At 34.6% G+C, this 19159-nt stretch carries 14 protein-coding genes; 9 read left to right on the top strand and 5 right to left on the bottom strand.

From position 1 onward, the window contains the following. The first annotated feature begins 2 nt into the window (after nucleotides 1-2). Entirely contained in the window at nucleotides 3-404 is a 402-nt protein-coding gene (locus tag QNJ50_RS15655; RefSeq protein WP_300636798.1) for a thioesterase family protein, read from the top strand. Between the two features lie 136 nt (nucleotides 405-540). Here the strand turns inward: QNJ50_RS15655 and QNJ50_RS15650 are convergent, their stop codons facing one another. The 3 genes from QNJ50_RS15650 to menA all read right to left on the bottom strand — a co-directional run bounded on the left by QNJ50_RS15650 (nucleotide 541) and on the right by menA (nucleotide 4363). Further along, nucleotides 541-1974 carry a 2-succinylbenzoate--CoA ligase gene (locus QNJ50_RS15650; RefSeq protein WP_300636796.1) on the bottom strand — a complete coding sequence of 478 codons (1434 nt, stop codon included), beginning with the start codon at nucleotides 1972-1974 and terminating at the stop codon, nucleotides 541-543. 274 nt (nucleotides 1975-2248) lie between these two features. Continuing rightward, the gene (locus QNJ50_RS15645; RefSeq protein WP_300636794.1) at nucleotides 2249-3259 is read right to left on the bottom strand and encodes an o-succinylbenzoate synthase; all 1011 of its coding nucleotides are present in this window, start codon (nucleotides 3257-3259) and stop codon (nucleotides 2249-2251) included. 198 nt (nucleotides 3260-3457) lie between these two features. Next, nucleotides 3458-4363, bottom strand: coding sequence for a 2-carboxy-1,4-naphthoquinone phytyltransferase (gene menA, locus QNJ50_RS15640; protein ID WP_300636792.1), 906 nt, complete (start codon nucleotides 4361-4363; stop codon nucleotides 3458-3460). A 322-nt stretch (nucleotides 4364-4685) separates the two neighbouring features. On the opposite strand from menA, the gene QNJ50_RS15635 reads away from it, so the two are divergent. From QNJ50_RS15635 to QNJ50_RS15620, 4 genes are all read left to right on the top strand, one after another. Continuing rightward, nucleotides 4686-6101 (top strand): isochorismate synthase, encoded by a 1416-nt coding sequence (locus QNJ50_RS15635; RefSeq protein ID WP_300636790.1) that lies wholly within the window; start codon nucleotides 4686-4688, stop codon nucleotides 6099-6101. A 1180-nt stretch (nucleotides 6102-7281) separates the two neighbouring features. Continuing rightward, on the top strand, nucleotides 7282-8040 hold the full coding sequence (locus tag QNJ50_RS15630) for an acyltransferase (RefSeq protein WP_300636788.1): 759 nt from the start codon (nucleotides 7282-7284) through the stop codon (nucleotides 8038-8040). Nucleotides 8041-8820: 780 nt separating this feature from the next. After that, the gene (locus QNJ50_RS15625; protein WP_058183751.1) at nucleotides 8821-8937 is read left to right on the top strand and encodes a photosystem II reaction center protein I; all 117 of its coding nucleotides are present in this window, start codon (nucleotides 8821-8823) and stop codon (nucleotides 8935-8937) included. A 202-nt stretch (nucleotides 8938-9139) separates the two neighbouring features. Then, nucleotides 9140-11761 (top strand): DUF3769 domain-containing protein, encoded by a 2622-nt coding sequence (locus tag QNJ50_RS15620; protein WP_300636785.1) that lies wholly within the window; start codon nucleotides 9140-9142, stop codon nucleotides 11759-11761. Between the two features lie 113 nt (nucleotides 11762-11874). On the opposite strand, the gene QNJ50_RS15615 is transcribed toward QNJ50_RS15620, so the two are convergent. After that, nucleotides 11875-13734 carry a hypothetical protein gene (locus QNJ50_RS15615; protein WP_300636783.1) on the bottom strand — a complete coding sequence of 620 codons (1860 nt, stop codon included), beginning with the start codon at nucleotides 13732-13734 and terminating at the stop codon, nucleotides 11875-11877. 118 nt (nucleotides 13735-13852) lie between these two features. On the opposite strand from QNJ50_RS15615, the gene QNJ50_RS15610 reads away from it, so the two are divergent. Continuing rightward, a complete protein-coding gene (locus QNJ50_RS15610) occupies nucleotides 13853-17269 on the top strand; it encodes an alpha-mannosidase (RefSeq protein ID WP_300636781.1) in 3417 nt (1138 codons plus the stop codon). Between the two features lie 187 nt (nucleotides 17270-17456). Beyond that, a complete protein-coding gene (locus QNJ50_RS15605) occupies nucleotides 17457-17792 on the top strand; it encodes a chromosome segregation ATPase (RefSeq protein WP_300636779.1) in 336 nt (111 codons plus the stop codon). 332 nt (nucleotides 17793-18124) lie between these two features. On the opposite strand, the gene psbN is transcribed toward QNJ50_RS15605, so the two are convergent. Beyond that, nucleotides 18125-18256, bottom strand: a complete 132-nt coding sequence (psbN, locus tag QNJ50_RS15600; RefSeq protein ID WP_058183753.1) for a photosystem II reaction center protein PsbN — start codon at nucleotides 18254-18256, stop codon at nucleotides 18125-18127. A gap of 83 nt (nucleotides 18257-18339) precedes the next feature. Between psbN and psbH the strand changes: the two genes are divergently transcribed. Both psbH and QNJ50_RS15590 read left to right on the top strand, forming a co-directional pair. Then, entirely contained in the window at nucleotides 18340-18543 is a 204-nt protein-coding gene (gene psbH, locus QNJ50_RS15595) for a photosystem II reaction center protein PsbH (protein WP_300636776.1), read from the top strand. Nucleotides 18544-18917: 374 nt separating this feature from the next. Continuing rightward, nucleotides 18918-19159: TatA/E family twin arginine-targeting protein translocase (locus QNJ50_RS15590; RefSeq protein WP_300636774.1), on the top strand; the 242-nt coding region annotated here is incomplete at its 3' end.

The following is a 19159-nucleotide window of genomic DNA, read 5'->3' as shown; positions in this document are numbered from 1 at the left end:
TTATGGGTTTTACCTATAGCTATAATGTTCGTTTTAGGGATACTGATGCTGCCGGAGTCGTATACTTTGCAAACATTTTAAATATTTGTCACGAAGCTTATGAATCATCTTTAGTAGATTCAGATATAGATATTAAAGAATTTTTCACAAAACCAATTTTAGCTTTTCCAATTGTTCATGCTGATGTTGATTTTTTTCGCCCTATTTTTTGTGGAGACAGATTGGAAATTAAAATGATTGCTAAAAAATTAGGTAATGATAAATTTGAAATTAATTATGAAATTTTTGCTCAGAACATACTTGCAAGTAAAGCAAATACAAGACATGTATGTATCCACGGGAAAACTAGAAAGAGGGCAGATTTGCCAGGATATATTATTTCTTGGTTAGATAATCTTGGTTAGATAATTATTATGCTTAGGATTAGATAGTAGCAAGAATTGAAAATTATACTTATTGTATTTTGATTTTGATATTTTAAATTTGATATTTTAGATTTGGTGTTTTAGAAATTAATAATATTATTCAACTAAATATTGACTAGGATTTTGGATTTTGTGATTTTGTCAAATGTAAACTCAGTTTATCTCTTGCAATTTCATGTAACTTCTGGCGATTTATTTTTCCCTGAGAATTTCGCCCCAAGGATGATACCGGAATCCAATATTTGGGAATTTTAAATTTACTGATTTTTACTGTAAGCTGATTTTTTAGTTCTAAACTGGTGATATCTGTAGATTTTGGTACATAAATTGCAGTTACAGCTTCTCCCCAAATTTTATCTGCTACTCCAATGACACAGATATCACTTACCATTTTTGTTTGTCTGATTGCTGATTCAACTTCTAGAGGGTAAACATTTTCGCCACCAGTGATTATTTTGTCACTATCACGTCCCATTACATATAAATAATCTTCCTCATCTAATAATCCCAAATCATCTACTTTTAGGCTTTCATCTTTATTTCTAATGTATGGATAGTAGCCGAGAAATAGTGATTGAGCATCAATATTAAGTTTGCCAATTTTATTTGATTTCAATTTATATTTATTATCGTTAGAAATATAAACCTTTGCATGAGGTAAAACTTGACCGCAACCTAATTTACCTTTGAGAAAATCTTCTGGTTTAAGAGTTGCAATTTGAGAAGCAGTCTCTGTCATCCCATATGTTAAAGCTAAGGGAATATTATAGTATCTTGCCTTTGATAATAATTCATCCCAAGCTGGAGCACCTCCTAAAAGTACTGTTTTAAATTGTGATAACCATCTATTCAAATTGGATTTTTGAATCAGACGTTGTAATTGAGTTGGAACTAAAGATATAAAAAATTTGGAGTGGTCAATATTATATCTTTGATATTTTTTTAGCTGATAATTTTCTAGCTCTCGAAATGGTAATATAACTAATTTACCATTGCTAGTAAAACAACGAATAAATTGCATTAAGCCGCTAACATGATGTAAAGGCAAAACACAAACAGAATTTACTTGAGGTATTTGAAAATATTTCTGGAATCCTTGTGAAGATGCTGTTAGTGTTTCCCAGGTATGAATCGCAAATTTTATTTTTCCTGACGACCCACCAGTGGGGATCATGATTGGAGAAAATTGAGAATCAGATAAAGAAAATTGTTCCTGTGCTGATATTTGATTTGGAATTATTTTTTGCTTATCTGGAATTTCTTGTCCCCAAATAATATCTGGTGTTACTAAGTCAAATACTTGTTGCCATTCTTGATATTGCCAATCAGGATTACAGATAAAGATTGGACATTTTGCTGTGATCGCAGCAATTAAACTAGCAATAAAATCTACAGGTTGACGCTCTACTAAAAAAATATTGGGTATTTTTTCATTTTGCTTAGATTCAATTAATTGTAAATATAAATTTTCTACTATTTGCAAAAATTGATGACTATTTTCACAAACTAACCACTCATTAGATGAGTGAGATATCCAATTATCAAGCATATTTGAAACTTTTATCGCAATACGTAATTAAGTTAGAAAGTTAACTAATGATGTTTGTCCTACGGACATCCTAGAGGCTTATAGCTGCGCTACCTGCGGAACTGCTAACTTACGGTTCCGCTAACGTTGTAGATACGCTCAAACCTATAAATAATAAGCTTTTGGTCGCTATCAGACGCTGTATTTTATGACCTACGTACACGCAAGCCGGGAGGGAGTCAGCCAACCACTTGTAGTTCTTCGTCGCATAGCGTCATATCATATGGGGACTGATTTACCAAAAATTATTTAGCCAATCTTCTTCTGGGTCTGTGAAATAGTGTTTAATTCCAAAACCTAATGCTCTTTTTTTTCGCGATAACTCATTCGCTATTTGTAAAGCAGCTTCTTTCCCAACAATAGTCTCAAAAACTGATGAAAATACAATATCAATTTCATTCTGTTGGTAAAACTGACGTAACTGCGATCGCGAACCAATAATTCCTGGTTTAACTACAAAAATTTCTCGCCAACCTTTTTCATAGCAAGCTTTTAATTGTCGTAGAGTCGCAACTGATTCATCTAAGGCTATCGGGGTTGTATAACTACTACTCAAATCCAGCATTATTTCAAAATTTTTTGGTGCTAATGGCTGCTCGATAAATTCTATTGTGAGGGGAAATTCAGATTCACTGTTAATGCGATCGCAAGTTTTCAACCACAAAATAGTTTCTTCATAAGTTAGCCCACCATTAGCATCCAGACGTAACTTAACATCAGCAGGTAATTTGCGTGCTAATACTTTTAGGATAGATATTTCCTCTATTACTGGGTAGACTCCTATTTTCCACTTAAAAGTGCGATATCCAGCTTCCAAAAGTTGGAGATACTTTTCTAATACTTGTCTTCCTGCTGGTAATAAAGCACTGTAAGTTAAATCTTGATTACAAGAAGAAGGAAAATCTTTCTGTAAACCATCAATATACTTTGCTTGTGGTTTCCAATTACCTGTTGCTATTTCCCAAGCGCTTTCAAAACCAGATTGACAAGCTGGTAACTTATCTGGGATTCCACAGATGAGCTCCGAAGATATTATGTTTGGTAGTTGCTTACAAAAATCTAAAGCTTCTGGAAAACTTTCTGAACCAAACCATTCAATTGGAGCAATTTCTCCCCACCCAATTTGATCGGTTTCGTCTTGAAGACGGAGGATAATACCCTGACGAATATCCCACATTCCATGACTAGTTTGCAAAGGAATTGAAAACTTCCGCTGATAAGGACGAAATTCAAACCTATAAAGCATATTGAGAATTTATCCCGACTATTTGTAAGATTGATAACTTAATTTATGACTAGATTACAAATACTGCAGGTATATCAATCTTCTTGAAAATAGTTGTTTGGGAATTAGGAAAATTTTGGAGTTTAGTTTTAGAGTTTAGAAATATTGGAATTTAGGAAATATTGGATTCTGGAAAATATTTCAAAATTGACAGTTATTTTACCCAACAGGGAGAAAAAAGCCCAAACCAAATAGCAAACAACTCCAAAAATGTACTGCTACTGCAATAAATTTACTGTTACTGACTTTCTCTGGTTGGTCGTGATTTTCCCCGACGTGTCGACATAATTGAAACCCAAAAGGTAAGCTTATCCAACTTAGTAAAGTCCAAACTGGAAAAAAACCCCAAGCTACGAAGCCTAAAGTTGTGGCGTAAATACTTCCAGTAAACCATTTAAGAACTTTGGCGGATGTTTGTGTCCCCATTCTGACAATCGGCGATCGCTTCCCAGCAATTGAATCATCCTCGACTTGATGAAAATGGGAACAAAATAAAATCAAACTAGTTGCAATTCCAACAATAATTGAAGCTGTAAAACTTTTGATTGATATAGTTTGAGTTTGACTATAATACGCTGCATCCACACCCAAAGGACCAAATGCAAAAAAGCAAAGAATCTCCCCCATACCTCTGTAACCCAAACGGAAAGGAGGTCCTTGATACAGATAACCTAAAAAGCAGCACAATAAAATTATCCCAATTACAGTGATATCTTGCTGCCAGTATGAAATGATAATAATTCCTAATAAACCCAAGAACAAAAATAAATTTCCCAGCCAGAAAACTAATAGTTTATTATCTGTTAAATTCACTAGAGAATGGTGTTTATTTTGATCGATTCCAGTTTCTGAATCAAACACATCATTACTTAAATTTTCCCAAGCAAGAATAAAAATTGCTGACACCAAAAAAGTATAAAAAACTGCCTCATTGAAAATTTTAGTTTCCCAAAAAGCAACTGCACTTCCTACCCAAATTGGTACAATTGCAACACTGTACATTGGCGGTTTAATAGCTGCCATCCATAGTTTTCTTTTAGGATATGAAATTAATTCTTTTGTCATTTGTCGTAATTAATTAAATTACTATGCATTGTCTATTTGCTCAAGTTGAGATGGTTTGAAAATAAACAGGTTTTTCGCATAAACTTTTAATATTAGATGAATGTCATAAAATAGTTGATAATAGCTTGACTTTTTTCGCAATCAACTTTATCTTGCAACCGACTTGAGAGCAAGGCATTATAAAGTATGGCAAAAACATAATAACCAGGCAACAGTCTATGGTCGTTAAATGGTATTTATTTGTGTTACCTGTAGAAATACGACCATGAACTATGACTATTATGGAAGCTAACTTTAAAAAAATTTACTCTTCTTGCGACACATGACAGTTTCACCATGCACTGCCGATTTTTTGATATGTAATAAGGAGCTATACAATTTTTTGTTAGCAGCGCAGCAGTATTGTCTAAAAAATAATTGCCAAAGAATAGCAAATATTTCTTTAGAAATTAAACCAGTCGATCCTCTAACTATATTTGCCAATTTAGCATCAGAATGCCAAATAAATTTTTACTGGCAAGATCCAAGTCAAAAAGAAGCTATTGCAGCTATGGGAGCGATAAAAAAATTAGAAATAACTGGTAAAGAAAGGTTTAAACAATCTGAATACTTTATCGAAGAATGCAGACAGAAAATAATTTATTTTCCCCAAGATAATTCTTTACAATCTTTTCCTGTTTTTTTTTGTAGCTTCGGTTTTTTCGACCGAAATATCAACCAAAACTATCCTTTCGCTGAAGCTAATATATTTTTACCACGTTGGCAAATATCATATAATCGTGGAAAATGCACGTTAGTCGCAAATCTTATTATTGATGCCAGAGTAGATATTCATAAAACAATCGAAAAAATCTGGGACAAAATTCAGAAAATTTCTAATTTAAAACATAATATTGAAATTAATTTATTAGAGAGTAATAAGTATATAAAAAAAGCTGTAACTGACCCAAATGAATTTAAAATTTCAATATTATCTGCACTAAATGCTATCAATTCCAATTATTTAAATAAAATTGTTTTAGCAAATGCCTTAGATGTTAGTTCTAATCGTAATTTTGATTTATTTCAATCATTAATAAATTTACGTTACTTACATCCTAATTGTTATATTTTTTCTACTAGTAACGGCAAAGGACAAAATTTTATTGGTGCGAGTCCAGAACGTTTAATTAGTATTCGCAAAAATCAGTTAATTACTGATGCGCTAGCAGGAAGTGCGCCTCGAGGTCAAACACCTACTGAAGATGCTGCTAGTGCAGATAGATTAATTAATAGTCAAAAAGAAAGGCACGAGCACTCTTTAGTTATTGATTTTATTACTCAAAGTTTATCTGAACTCGGCTTGTCTCCCGAAATATTAAAACCACGTCTACGACGGTTATCTAACATTCAACATTTGTGGACTCCGATTCGAGCAACAATTCCTCAAAATGTCCATCCTCTGCAGATTGTGGCAAGATTACATCCTACTCCTGCAGTTGCAGGAACTGCACCAGATTTAGCTGGTAACGAAATTCGCCGCTATGAAAATTTTGAAAGGGGTCTTTATGCCGCACCTCTTGGTTGGATAGACTTACTCGGTAATAGTGATTTTGTTGTTGGTATCCGTTCTGCACTCATTGATGGCGATCACGCTAGACTTTATGCTGGTGCTGGAATAGTGGCTGGCTCCGATCCTGATAAAGAAATTGCAGAAATTCAACTGAAACTCCAAGCTTTATTAAAAGCATTAGTGTAAATACTTATTTCAGTAATAATATATATACTATTAGTAGTATTTTATGCAGTTAAGAACAAATATTTATGCAATATGAATTGATGATTCATATAAATTTATGATGAAATTGTTCAATGTAGCTTTTTTTTACGCTAGTGTAAGAAAAACAGTTGATTGAATACATACCTAGTATGTGCTAGTACAGTTAATTATTCCTGAAGCAGTGAATTTTAATTGTTGTTTTGGCTAGCAGTTAATTTGTATTAATTACAACTAGTAATAAAAGCTCAATTAGCTCATAACCACTAATTAAATTGAATAAGTTTGAATAGAGATAGATACAAGTCGATAACCTATTTCACATGAAGCTATTAAAATTTTACAATTGTTAATCCACTATTTTAACTACAACTCAAAATGCAGATTAAAGAGTGAAGTAATATTTATGTGAATCTCTCAAAACTGGAATAAGATATCTGGATATCTATTTCAGATTTTATTCACGGCTTATATTCTCATCAAAAATTATGAACTATTAGTTATTAAATATAGCTTTGAAAATAAGAATTGTATATTTTTGAGTAAAAAGTGGATATTTAATGAACTAATAGAAAATATTAGCCTCAGATTTAAATTGCATTATAATTATAAAAAATAAGTAAAACAAAACATCCTCAGTAATGAAAATAGATCGTTGAATAGCTTACATACATTAATTATTATATCGAATTTTGGTTATTTTTAATGTCGCTAAAACTTATTGTCATTATGAGGAAAAATTTGTTTTATTCTAATTATGAACTTATTAATATCAATATACTTTAGACTTGGGATAAATATTTAAAAATCTGTTGTCATTTAATATTGAAAGCACATAATATTAAACGTAATTGATACTTTAGGTAAAACTCTAAATCATCAGTTTTTCCAAAATCTTCTCATACATAACTGTTCATGAATATATTTAAATTTAATTTAATGTGAGGATGTTTAAATCTAATTTTAGTATGATCTGAGAATAATACAGTTCGACATGTCAGGATAAATGATATATATGACCACCACATAATAAAAAAATAAAACAAACTTTTAATTACAAAATACAGTTACTAGAAAAAATTTAAAAAATCGGTCTAAAGTCAAAAAATAAAAATTGATACTTGGTAAATTTATCGACAACAAAAATAAGCTAATGAATGTTATGGATAATCAAAAATCTTTTTCCAAGTTTAAGCGTTTACAAGAACTCTTAGTATTAACATCTCTGAGGGATGTTCCAGCCATCGCTCTTGGAAACAAATTACGTAACTTTGGCTATAAAACTATTTTCGGGCGAATTGGAAATTCTGTATATATTCAAGAAGGAGTGGAATTTCTCAACGCATCTAATATGGAAGTGGCTGATGGCGTACATATTTTTAAAGGCGCTCGCCTAGATGCAAGAGGTCACCAAAACAATAAAATTATTTTTGAAAGTCAAGTTGCAATTGAGCGAAACGTTGACATAGGAGCTTTGGTACATACCTCAGTACGTGTAAAAGAGAAAACTTTTATTGGACCTGGTGTTTGTATTGCAGGACCTGGAGATATTGTAATTGGTAAAAGCTGTTTAATAGCAGCCCATGTTGGTATTTTTGCCAATAATCATAATTTTTCCGATCCTAACCGCAATATAACCGAGCAAGGTGTTACGAGTAAAGGAATTACCATCGAAGATGATTGTTGGCTTGGTCATGCTGTGACAGTACTAGATGGAGTAACAATTGGTCAAGGAAGTGTAATTGGTGCAGGAGCAGTTGTAACGAAAGATATTCCTGCTTACTCCGTGGCTGTAGGAACTCCCGCGCGAGTCATTAAAAGTCGAAAATCTAAAGAATTGTGGACTTTGGAGCAAGAAAAACTGTCCCATACTTTTTTATCAAAGGAAGAAAACCAACACCATAAGTCTTCTCAAGTTTGATAAATAAGTTATCAAGGTTAGATTCTCTATATTGGAAATTTGTATCCAAGCTTGATTGTTACTAGGGCTCAGTATGCATAAAATTTAGTTAAGCTAAACTAGTCATTCAAAGCATTTAGATGTGGGAAGTGGTATCACAGCAGGTCACAAGTCAATAAGGTATGGGGTAAATTTTAGAAATAATGACAAGCAGGTTGAAATCCTGTAGAGTCTGACCCGATTTTCCAGTTATGAAGCGTAATTCTTCTTGACTTTTGACTTCTATTTGCTGTAGATATTCCCAGTTAAGTAGCTCTTGTTATTTATGGAAACCTATATTGTGAGAGACCGTCAGAATATTTACTAGAAGTTATACTTCTAGCCAAGATAAATCGGACATTTTGTTTGGGTTGCGACATTAAAGTTGTGAATGGGCTCAGCTTTGAAAATGTTTGACTTATTTGTGCCACATTTTTGGAGTTTGTGTTTAGGAAGCATCTATAGTTAAGTCCTTCTGGGAAAATATCTGTTGCAGCATTCTAGACTTAAGCAAATGACGATCGGTGTTATGAATTGGTACAGAAACTCAACCACCCAAAGCGATATGCAAAAAGTACCAAACTTTCTCGATCGCTAAATCATAGTTTCAGTTTAGTACCTAAAAGTACTCAAAAATAACATCAAAATATCGTTCGACTAACTCTTCTATAAAAAAAGGGATGAGATTTGGGTAAGATATAAGAGCAACTTTTTCTGCATCCCAGATACAAAAAGCTTCTCATACCTGTAGGAGATGTTTCTATGCTGACTTTAAAAATCGCTGTTTATATCGTGGTTGGTTTGTTTTTATCCTTGTTTATCTTTGGATTTTTGTCCGGTGACCCAGCTCGTAACCCCGGACGTCAGGATATGGAGTAATAAATAAAACAAATTATCCAAAACTGCCATAAGGCGGAATACAGATTTAAGTCCTGGAGATGGCTTGTCCTAGATTTGCTTCTCACACCTCCTATGGAGAGTAGGATAGGCAAAATTTATTGTCGGAGGGAAAATTTTATAATTCCTTCCGGCTTATAATTTGCTTCTACTTGGCTGTTTGTTAGCTAAATTACAGGTAAATATGCTTCATCCAGTTCTGCCGCCCCAACCGCCTTCTAAACTTGAAAATTTAGAATCTAAAAGTTCTTCTATTGTCATAAATGAAGTATCGAGAATAAAAATTGCCAAGGTTAATACCAAGGCAGAAATAAAAAAATATGCATCTTCTCGTAAGAAAAAATCCACTTCTTCAAGTAAATCTGGCAAACTCAAATCTAGACAACAAAATTTAATTTCTTCTAATTTAGTTGCTCAAATTCCAGCTTCGCCTGCTGCACCAGAAAGCTTCCCGACAGAATTTTCTCCCCGAATTTATTTAAATAGTGCATCTGTTTTAGGCGAACCACTATCTATCGGTCATGAAACTATCAATCATGAAAACTACCGGTCGCAAACTCTTAGCTCTCATGGTGTGATTTCTTCTGCTGTTAATGATTCCAGTGAAAAAAATAAAAATCAAGAAATTGTAAAAGCAGTTAAAAAAACAGAAATTTTATTACCTGCACAACAAATTACTTTATCTGATAGAAAAACTAATATTTCTAAAAATCATCAGCAAGTTACAAAAACTAGTAACTCATTATTAAAAAAATCAACTTCACCGACTAAAGTTCAATTTAGCTCTCAAAATAAACTGGGTAATGATCGGAAAGCATCAGTCACATCATTTCCGGTTATAAGGTTTAAGGCGCGCCAGGAAACTGTCAAGCTACCAAAGAAATTTACTATTTCCCAGGAGCAAAACACCCCAACACAAACAGGAAGATCTAATAACAACCTACCGTCAACTAATCGAACCCCAGAAACTCGCAGGATAATAGAAGTAGTTGCAGATAAGCAAGAATATGACGAACAAAGGCGTGTCATTACCGCAAGGGGCAATGTCATTGTTAGATTTGATGGTGCTGTAGTAGACTCCGATCAACTCCAAGTTAATTTGGATAATCTGATTGCAGTTGGTCAAGGTAATGTAGCATTAACCCGTGGAGATCAAGTCCTACGAGGAGAGCGATTCACATACAACTTTATTCAGGACAGCGGAGAAATAGATGGAGGTAGTGGGGAAATCTTTATTCCCACAGCTAACACAGATTTAGCTTTTACTTCTCCTTCCGATGGAGCGAACCCAGGTGGAGCCATTCCGCGTCCCATAAGTGACAGAATAAGAACCAATCAACCTCTCACTTCGGTGAGTAGTCCTGGGGGAATTAATATTGGGTTTGGTAGTTCTGGTAGAGGTGTAAGCCTTCCCAGTACACAACAAGGTGGTGAAGTTCGCCGTCTCCGATTTAAAGCTGAAAAAATAGATTTTTATCCTCGAGGATTCCAAGCCAGAGATGTTCGTATTACTAATGACCCCTTCTCACCTCCAGAACTTGAGTTAAGGGCAAATACAGTAACTTTAACTAGAGAAACTCCACTGCGAGATCGAATAAAGACTAAAGGACAACGCCTGGTATTCGATCAAGGTTTTAGTTTACCAATTCCCCGTAACAGTCAGGTCATAGACCGTAACGAAAGAGATGCAACACCAGCAATTGTTTCTTTAGGTTTTGATGGCGATCGCAGGGGGGGATTATTTTTTGAACGAAAATTTCAACCTATTGTTAGAGAAAATTTTAGCCTTAGTCTCACTCCCCAGTTTTTTGCCCAAGAAGCCGTTCAAGGGGGTACTGGCAATCTTGCAGGATTATTTGGTTTAAAAACCCAACTCGGTGGAGTACTAGATCGAAAGACTACAATCAAAGGCTCTGGAGATCTAACCAGTTTTAATTTCAATGATATAGAAAATAATTTACGAGCAAGCCTGCGCTTAAAACGAGTGTTAGGGGGTGCGAATGCAAACCCTAATAATAGTCATGTTGCCAATTTAGAATATAGTTACCGCGATCGGCTTTTTAATGGGACCCTTGGTTTTCAAACAGTACAAAGTAGTTTGGGGGGTGTAGTTACTTCTCCAGTTATTCCCTTAGGGAAAAGTGGTTTTAATTTAAAATATCAAGGTGGAGCTCAACTTATTGAGGCTAACACCGACCAGCTGGACTTATTAGATGTTGACCGGGACAACAATCGCGTTTCTCTAGGACGCGTACAAGCCAGTGCTGCACTCGAGGGTGGTGTTTTACTTTGGCAAGGGAAACCCTTACCACCAACAGCAGAAAAAGGACTTCGTTATACTGCCAATCCAGTTGTACCCTACATACGCGCAATTGGCGGAGTTAGAGGTATTAGTAGCTTTTATTCTAATGGTGATAGTCAAAATGTTTTGATTGGTAGTATCGGTTTGCAAGGACAGTTTGGTAATTTTTCTCGACGTGCATTTGACTATACAGCTTTTAATATTAGTTACTCCCAAGGTCTAAACGACGGTTTATCTCCTTTCCTGTTTGATCGCTTTGTGGACGATAGAGTTCTTAACCTGGGAATTAACCAGCAAATATATGGTCCATTCCGCCTTGGCATTCAAACATCTATTAATGTTGATACAGGGGAAAGTCGCAGCACTGACTATATTTTGGAATATAGTCGTCGTACCTATGGTGTGAGCCTGCGTTATAATCCTGTTCTGGAGTTAGGTGGTATTAGCTTTCGCATCAGCGACTTTAACTGGAGCGGTGGTACCAATCCATTTTCTGATGACTAAACTTAAATCTGACAGTCATCAGAATACATCCATAATATTTATGAATATTTATGGATAAATTTATTTGATTAAATAATTTGATTATTTGAGTACAGCTACTGTTAGAGAAATATTTATAATTGGCGTAGAAACATCTGTACTAAACTAACAATTCGGGCAAATATATCTTCCAGTTTGAGCAAAGCCTTATCTAACCAGTTTAGGAGTCGCTCCAGGGGATGTTTATCATAACCTACTACTTCTCCTTCCGTTTCAAAGTAGTCTGGGTCATGTTCTATATCCCAGTTAGAGCTTGTTTCTGAGGGTTGATGAACTATTTGTCCCGAAGAAATATTGCGATCAAAAGTATTTACAGTGCTTACAGGCACATTTGTAGAAACATTTGCCAATTTGTCATGGCGATCTATGTTGATATTAGCATCGGCAGATTGTCTATCTTCAACATTTATAAAAGCTGAAGGTGCATCGTTTATCGAAGTAGAGTTTGCTTCTAATTCTGTTCGAGTAAAGTTTTCCTCGATATCTGGCTTGCGCTTTGCAATCCAATATTGTCGCTTGGGAACTGAATCTTCTTCTCGTCTAAATATATTAGTAATTCTTTGAAAAATATTTTTTGATTCTTGGATTTCTGTTTGTGGTATCAAGAAAGATGCTATTGAATCTGGGTCTTGAGCTTTTTGAGATTCGGAAAATATATCGTGTAATTCTAACCAATTTTTGCTTTTTTTTGGACAACTACTTGCTATTTCTTCCTTCGCTATTTCTTGATTTTTATGATTTAGATATGTATTACTTAAATTGCTACGTTCTAAATCACTTTGATGGATATTTGTATTACTAATTTGAGTGGTATTTACTATTTCATCAGCTTTATCAACTTCCTTGTTTCCAGTATTCCCGGTTAAATATTTTGTGTTACTATTTTCTGTCTTTAACTGATTAATCTCAGTATTATCACTTTTGCCAAAAAAGTAATTTAAAGCCCCTTGAATCAAGTTCTGAAATGGAAAAGAATTTTTTGTCTCCACTTCTGTAGAAATAGATTCTTGAGATAAAGATTTTTGTGCTTGATTGGGTATTTTTTCTTTACCGTTTAAAAACATACCAAACTTGGTTTTCATGGGAAATACTAGTTGTGAACTATAGGTTTGTAAGTTTAAATTGCTGTGAGAGAATGTAAGTAAACTATTATGCTCAACCGGTAAAATACTAGTATCAGTTACAAATTTATTTTTGTTGTTATGAGCAAGTGTTAATTTCGACTCATTTACAACTTTGATCCAATTACTAAATATCGTATTTTTCGGGGTTACCCTTGAAGATTTATTAGGAAAAATTGGACTACTAATTACCTTTATAAATAAGCTAGATACTTTGTATAATAGTGTTTGTGAATTTTCTTTTTTTAATAAGCCTCTGGCTTCATAGTAATCATCAAGTTTGCTCCTAATTAATTCTTGTAAGTTTAGTTTTTGTTGGAAGTTTAAAACATCAAGAATTTCATTTTTTTCAGTAACTAAAACTAAGTTTTGTGTACCATAACTGGTCTTTGCAGGGTCAGAGAGTTGCGAAGCAATTCTCCTAAATGTCGTTGGATAATTATTAGTATTTAATGAGTTAACACACTCCAAACTTCCTTCTATATCTCTGTCCATTTGGAAATTTTCTACTATTTTGTTCACCTCTATTACAGCCTTATCGGCTGAAACTACTGTTTGAGGTGAAGGCTTCTTCCCAAACTTTAGTAAATGGAAGCGACTTTTTGATTTCTGAGAAGGTAGTTGTTTTCTACCAAACTCGATGCTAGTTTGCCACAGCTTGTTTATCGGGTATAGCATTGCCTCTAAAGACCAGCTAGTGGTAACTTTCAACTGTCGTGTGCGTAGCCCAAAGAAGTCACGAAATAATCGAGACTGTTTGCGAATAAGGGTCAATAATCGACTTTGATAGCGATTATCAGAAGAAGAAGCCATGGTAGTAGGGGTTTTATTTATTGAGAGATTAATTGCCTCTGAGGTTCCCGCTCAGTAGTGATATATTTTCAATTATTTTATTTCTAATTGTTTTGGTTTACCTAATGTCGGGAGAAATATGAACTCTTCTAACTCTTCAGAACAATCACATAAACTTATTTTTTCAGTAATTGATAAATTACGTTCTTTTTCTCAAATCAATGTCCAATCTCAATGGCACTATCAAACAAGCGAACTCAATGTAAATGATATCAGTACGAGTGATTTTTCCCAGTGTAATGTTGCCCAACTAAATAAAAAAGAACATATTCCTTGGAAAAAGGGAAGAAATGTATTGTGGCTCACACAAAAAGTGATCGTTCCAGAAAATTTATATGGATACGACTTACAAAATTTAAGTTTACGGCTGGCTTTAGTCTGGTGGGCAGATTCAGCGGAAGTTTATGTTAACGGTAAATTAGTTGCTGAGGGGGATCTATTCGACTTTTACCCCAGAGTTTTACTTGCTCAAAGGGTGAACCCAGGAGATGAATTCATTGTAAGTTTAAAGTTAATTAGTCCTGGACATGATGATGGAGCATTAGTAAAGTCTGTTTTAATTTATGAGTCTAATCTAGACGGTATTCCTGAACCTGGTTTTGTTGCTGATGAGTTGGCTGTATTACATAGTTATCTCAAAGCCTTTGCACCCCAAGAATTGGATGCTTTAGCTATTGTGTTGGGGGAATTTAACTGGGAAACAAACCCCCAAAATTCACATAGTGAAATCAATCAGATATTTAATGATCGGTTGGTTGCTCTACGCCAGAAATTATGTGAATTGAAGCTTAATTTAGACCTACCAAAATTGAAAATTCTTCTGTTAGGTCACGCCCATTTGGATATGGCTTGGTTATGGCGGGTGAGTGAAACTTGGCAAGCAGCCAAAAATACTTTTGAGTCTGTTCTGCAACTGCAGGAAGATTTCTCGGAGTTGATTTTCTGTCATTCAACTCCTGCTTTATATGATTGGGTAGAAAAAAATTATCCAAAATTATTTAATGCGATCGAGCAGAAAATAAAAGTTGGGTGTTGGGAAAATGTTGGTGGAATGTGGGTAGAACCAGAATTAAATTTAATTTCTGGAGAATCAATTGTGCGCCAACTCCTATACGGTCAACATTACGCCCTAGAAAAATTTGGCAAGATTTCTCGAGTTGTATGGCTACCTGATAGTTTTGGGTTTTGCTGGAGTTTACCCCAGTTTTTAATTAATGCTGGAATAGAATATTTTGTCACCCAAAAATTACGTTGGAATGATACAACCAAATTTGATTATGGGCAGTTTTGGTGGCGATCGCCTGATGGTAGTGAAATATTTAGTTTGATGTCAGCGCCCATCGGGGAAGGGATAGACCCGGTCAAAATGGTTGACTATGGGCTAGAATGGCAAAATCAAACTGGTTTATTAAACTCCTTGTGGCTTCCTGGGGTAGGAGATCATGGTGGTGGTCCTACCCGTGACATGTTAGAAATAGCTCGTCGCTGGCAAAAATCACCTTTATTTCCTGAGTTAGAGTTTACAACTGCAGAAAAATATTTACAATCTTGTAGACACAGAATTACTAAAGAAACAAACACCACAGAAATTACGCATCAAAATTTAGAATCTGGAGAGGTAGAATTGCCTGCTGAGCCAGAAAAGTATCCCGTTTGGAATGATGAACTTTACTTAGAATTTCATCGTGGCTGTTATACTACTCACGCCGATCAAAAGCGCTGGAATCGGATATGTGAAAATCTTTTATATCAAGCAGAATTATTTGCTTCTTTGTTAACCATTAGCAATGGGACCAAATATCCCAAAGCTGAATTGGAAGTAGCTTGGAAAAAGCTTTTATTTAATCAGTTTCACGATATCCTTCCTGGTTCTTCTATTACAGAAGTTTATGAAGATGCTTTACCAGAATGGCAAGAAATTCAAAAGATTGCTGATGGTGTATTACAAAAATCTTTGCAAGGCTTAGCCACACAAATTAATTTTCCCGAACCACCATATCCCGAAAGCTTACCTTTAGTAGTATTTAATTCTCTAAATTGGCAACGCTCAGAAGTTGTTAGTATCCCTGTAGGTACAACAAAAATTGGCAAAGAATGGCAAGTTTATGATGTTTCTGGGAATAAAGTTATTTCCCAATTAGGTGATGATTCAAATTTACTATTCCTAGCAAATGATATTCCTTCCATCGGCTATCGGGTATTTTGGCTTACTTGTGCGAACATAGAATCTACAGAAAGCTTAGAGAAAGAGATTTTTCAAGAAAAAGTTAATTTTGGTGAAGAGCAACAAAAATCTGATTTATCTAGATTTACTTTAGAAAATGAATTTTTGCGGGCGACCGTTAATGAAGAAAATGGTAATTTATCGAGTATTTTCGATAAAACTAATAACCGGGAAGTTCTTGGTTTAGAAGGTGGAAATCAATTACAAGTATTTCAAGATAGCGGTCAATACTGGGATGCTTGGAATATTGATCCCGATTATGCCAAACATCAGCTACCACCAATGGAACTTGAATCTATTCAATGGATAGAAAGGGGGTCTCTTCAAAGTCGCCTGCGCGTAGTACGACGGTTTGGTAAATCTGAGTTTCAGCAGGACTACATTTTACAAGCAGCTTGTCCCATGCTGAAAATTGCTAGCAAAGTAGTTTGGCTAGAACGTCAAGTAATGGTTAAAGCAGCTTTTCCTCTAAATTTAGAAACTTCAGAAGCTACTTACGAAATTCCCTGTGCGACAATTATTCGTCCCACAGAATCACAAACTATTCAAGAAAAAGCTAAATGGGAAGTTCCTGCTTTACGTTGGGCAGACTTAACAGCAAAATTGGAAGCAACAGGCGTTAACTCCGATTTTCTCAGTCAAAATCCCTCAGCGGAAGAGCAAAATTACTATGGTGTCAGTTTGATTAACGATTGTAAATACGGTTATGATGCCCAACCAAATCAGTTACGCTTAACTTTATTAAGAAGTCCTAATTGGCCAAACCCAGAGGCAGATAAAGGTTTGCACGAATTTACCTATGCTGTTTATCCCCATCAAGGAAAGTGGAGCACAGCACAAACAGTAAAACGTGGTTATGAATTAAATATTCCCTTACAAGTTGTACAATTAGGTACAGAATTTCTTAGCAATTTGAAAGCAGGTGAATATTCTTGTAGCCCTTCAATGCCAAGTATAGGTAATTTCTTAAATCTGTCGGCAGATAATTTAATTTTGATGGCATTCAAGCAAACTGAAGAAGATCCCGAACAATGGGTTTTACGTTGTTATGAATGCCATGGAGAAACTACTAATTTCTCTTTACAAAGTAGTTTGGGTTTAAAGTTGAGAGATAAAGTAGATTTACTCGAACGCTCAATTTGGACTTCTCAAGCTAAAACATCTCAATCCAAAACCTCTCAAACTCAAAAATATCAATCCCCATCCGAACAACAAAACGTGGCAATTGAACCTTGGAAAATAGTCAGTTTTAAATTATCTCTCGAACAATAAATTTTGGCAGTACAATTCAAAATACGTATCTATAAATATGTCAATCAACTAAAATAATATTTTCAAGTTTAGGTAAAAAACTTAGGCAATCATAACTATTTTTACCCAAAATCCTTAAATATGGATATATTACTTGGGAGGCTAAAAATGGTTTCTAATATTTTCAATCAAACAATTATTAAATCTTATGGATACAGAGAAACAAATACCAGAATCACAAAAAGTTAGCGCTCGAGATTTCTGGACTATTAAAGAAGGTAATTGGTATTTGGTTACTGTTCGCCCTAAAAAGCGAGAAATATTTTTGAAATATCTTGATAATGAAATAAAAAATAACAAGTTAGAAGATTTAGTCTTAGCAGTGGAAACTCCTGAAAATGCCATCTATGAAGATATTGTCTTGCTGAATTTAAGTAACTTTCAAGCTGCATCTCTACAACTGAAAAAAATTCAATACTTTCAAAGAATTGAACGTCAGCCACTCAAACTAGAACAAATTAATAAAATGTTGGCTCTTGAGTAATCCTAACCTAAAGAATCAATAATTAGGGTCGGCGATTGTTTTCACCGACAATCGAGTTATTAACGTTCGAGGAAAAGTAAATTTTTCACCTAAAGCTGTTGCTTAGTACATTGCGGTAAGCGCCTGTAAAAATTGCAGGAAAATGTTCTACGAAAAACCCAGCACCATGTCACTGACAGATGGATTTATGCCGCTCTGCGTTTCCCACTTAGGAAAAGTATGTGAAATTATCTTCCATGGAGAATGGGAACTGAAAAACATAAAAATTAACAAAAATTAATATTTTTATATTTTTGGAGTTCCTCATTTCTAGTTTTTATTGATTGATTTTTTTAGTCTTCGTGATCTTCAAAGGGGTCTGCAAGTTGCTTGCTTGGAGGCCCAAAAGCAGTGTAGATAGATAATGCAGTCATTACTATAACTACAGCGCCAACAGAAATACTAAGAACTATTGCAGGTTCCATAACGGGTATATATTATGAGTGGTATTCTTATAGAATATTACAGAAGATTAAAAAAACTTTATTCTCTATCCGGATAGTTAACTATGGCACAAAGAACACGGCTAGGAGATGTTCTCAGACCTTTAAACTCTGAATACGGTAAAGTTGCTCCCGGTTGGGGCACAACACCTTTAATGGCAGTATTTATGGGATTGTTTTTTGTATTCCTGCTAATTCTTCTGCAACTTTACAACAAATCAATCATTATTCAGGGTATATCTGTTGACTGGAGTAGTTACGGAATCTAGTATTTCTGATGAACATTTTTGACAAAAATTAGTTATTTTACCCGGCAAGCTAGCTGGGTTTTTTTGTACTTACTTTTATACTAATTTATAACATTGTTATGGCTGTGAAGCCTGTAACACCTCATGGAAGTTATTAATGACCAAAAGTACCTCAGTTTTTTAGCCTCAACTAACAGGACTGTTGAGTGAAGATTTTGGGAGTTTAACCCCAATTGCAAAAATTAATAACAATTTGAGAAATTGATGCTGGATAATCCCTGCCAAAAAATCTTAATTCGGTTTGGTTGGTTGAAAATGATATTAGCTACTTAGCATAAAATTACCATGGACTGTTACCCAGTTTTGCAAACTTACCCATTCGCGAGGAGAAAAGGATGAATATTTTTGGTATTGGCTTACCAGAGATGGCTGTAATCATGGTTGTAGCCCTATTGGTCTTTGGTCCCAAAAAGTTGCCTGAAATAGGACGTTCTTTGGGAAAAGCATTAAGAGGTTTTCAGGAAGCCTCCCAAGATTTTCAGGAAGAATTCAAAAAAGAAGCTTCAGAGTTAGAAGAATCTCTCAAGACTACTGCACAATTAGAATCTAAAAAACTTGAAGCAGCAAAATCAGAACG

The organism is Mastigocoleus sp. MO_188.B34 (assembly GCF_030065675.1).
Taxonomy (GTDB): Bacteria; Cyanobacteriota; Cyanobacteriia; order Cyanobacteriales; family Nostocaceae; genus Mastigocoleus.
The sequence above is the reverse complement of the archived record's forward strand: the minus strand, read 5'-3'. Positions and strand labels throughout refer to the sequence as shown.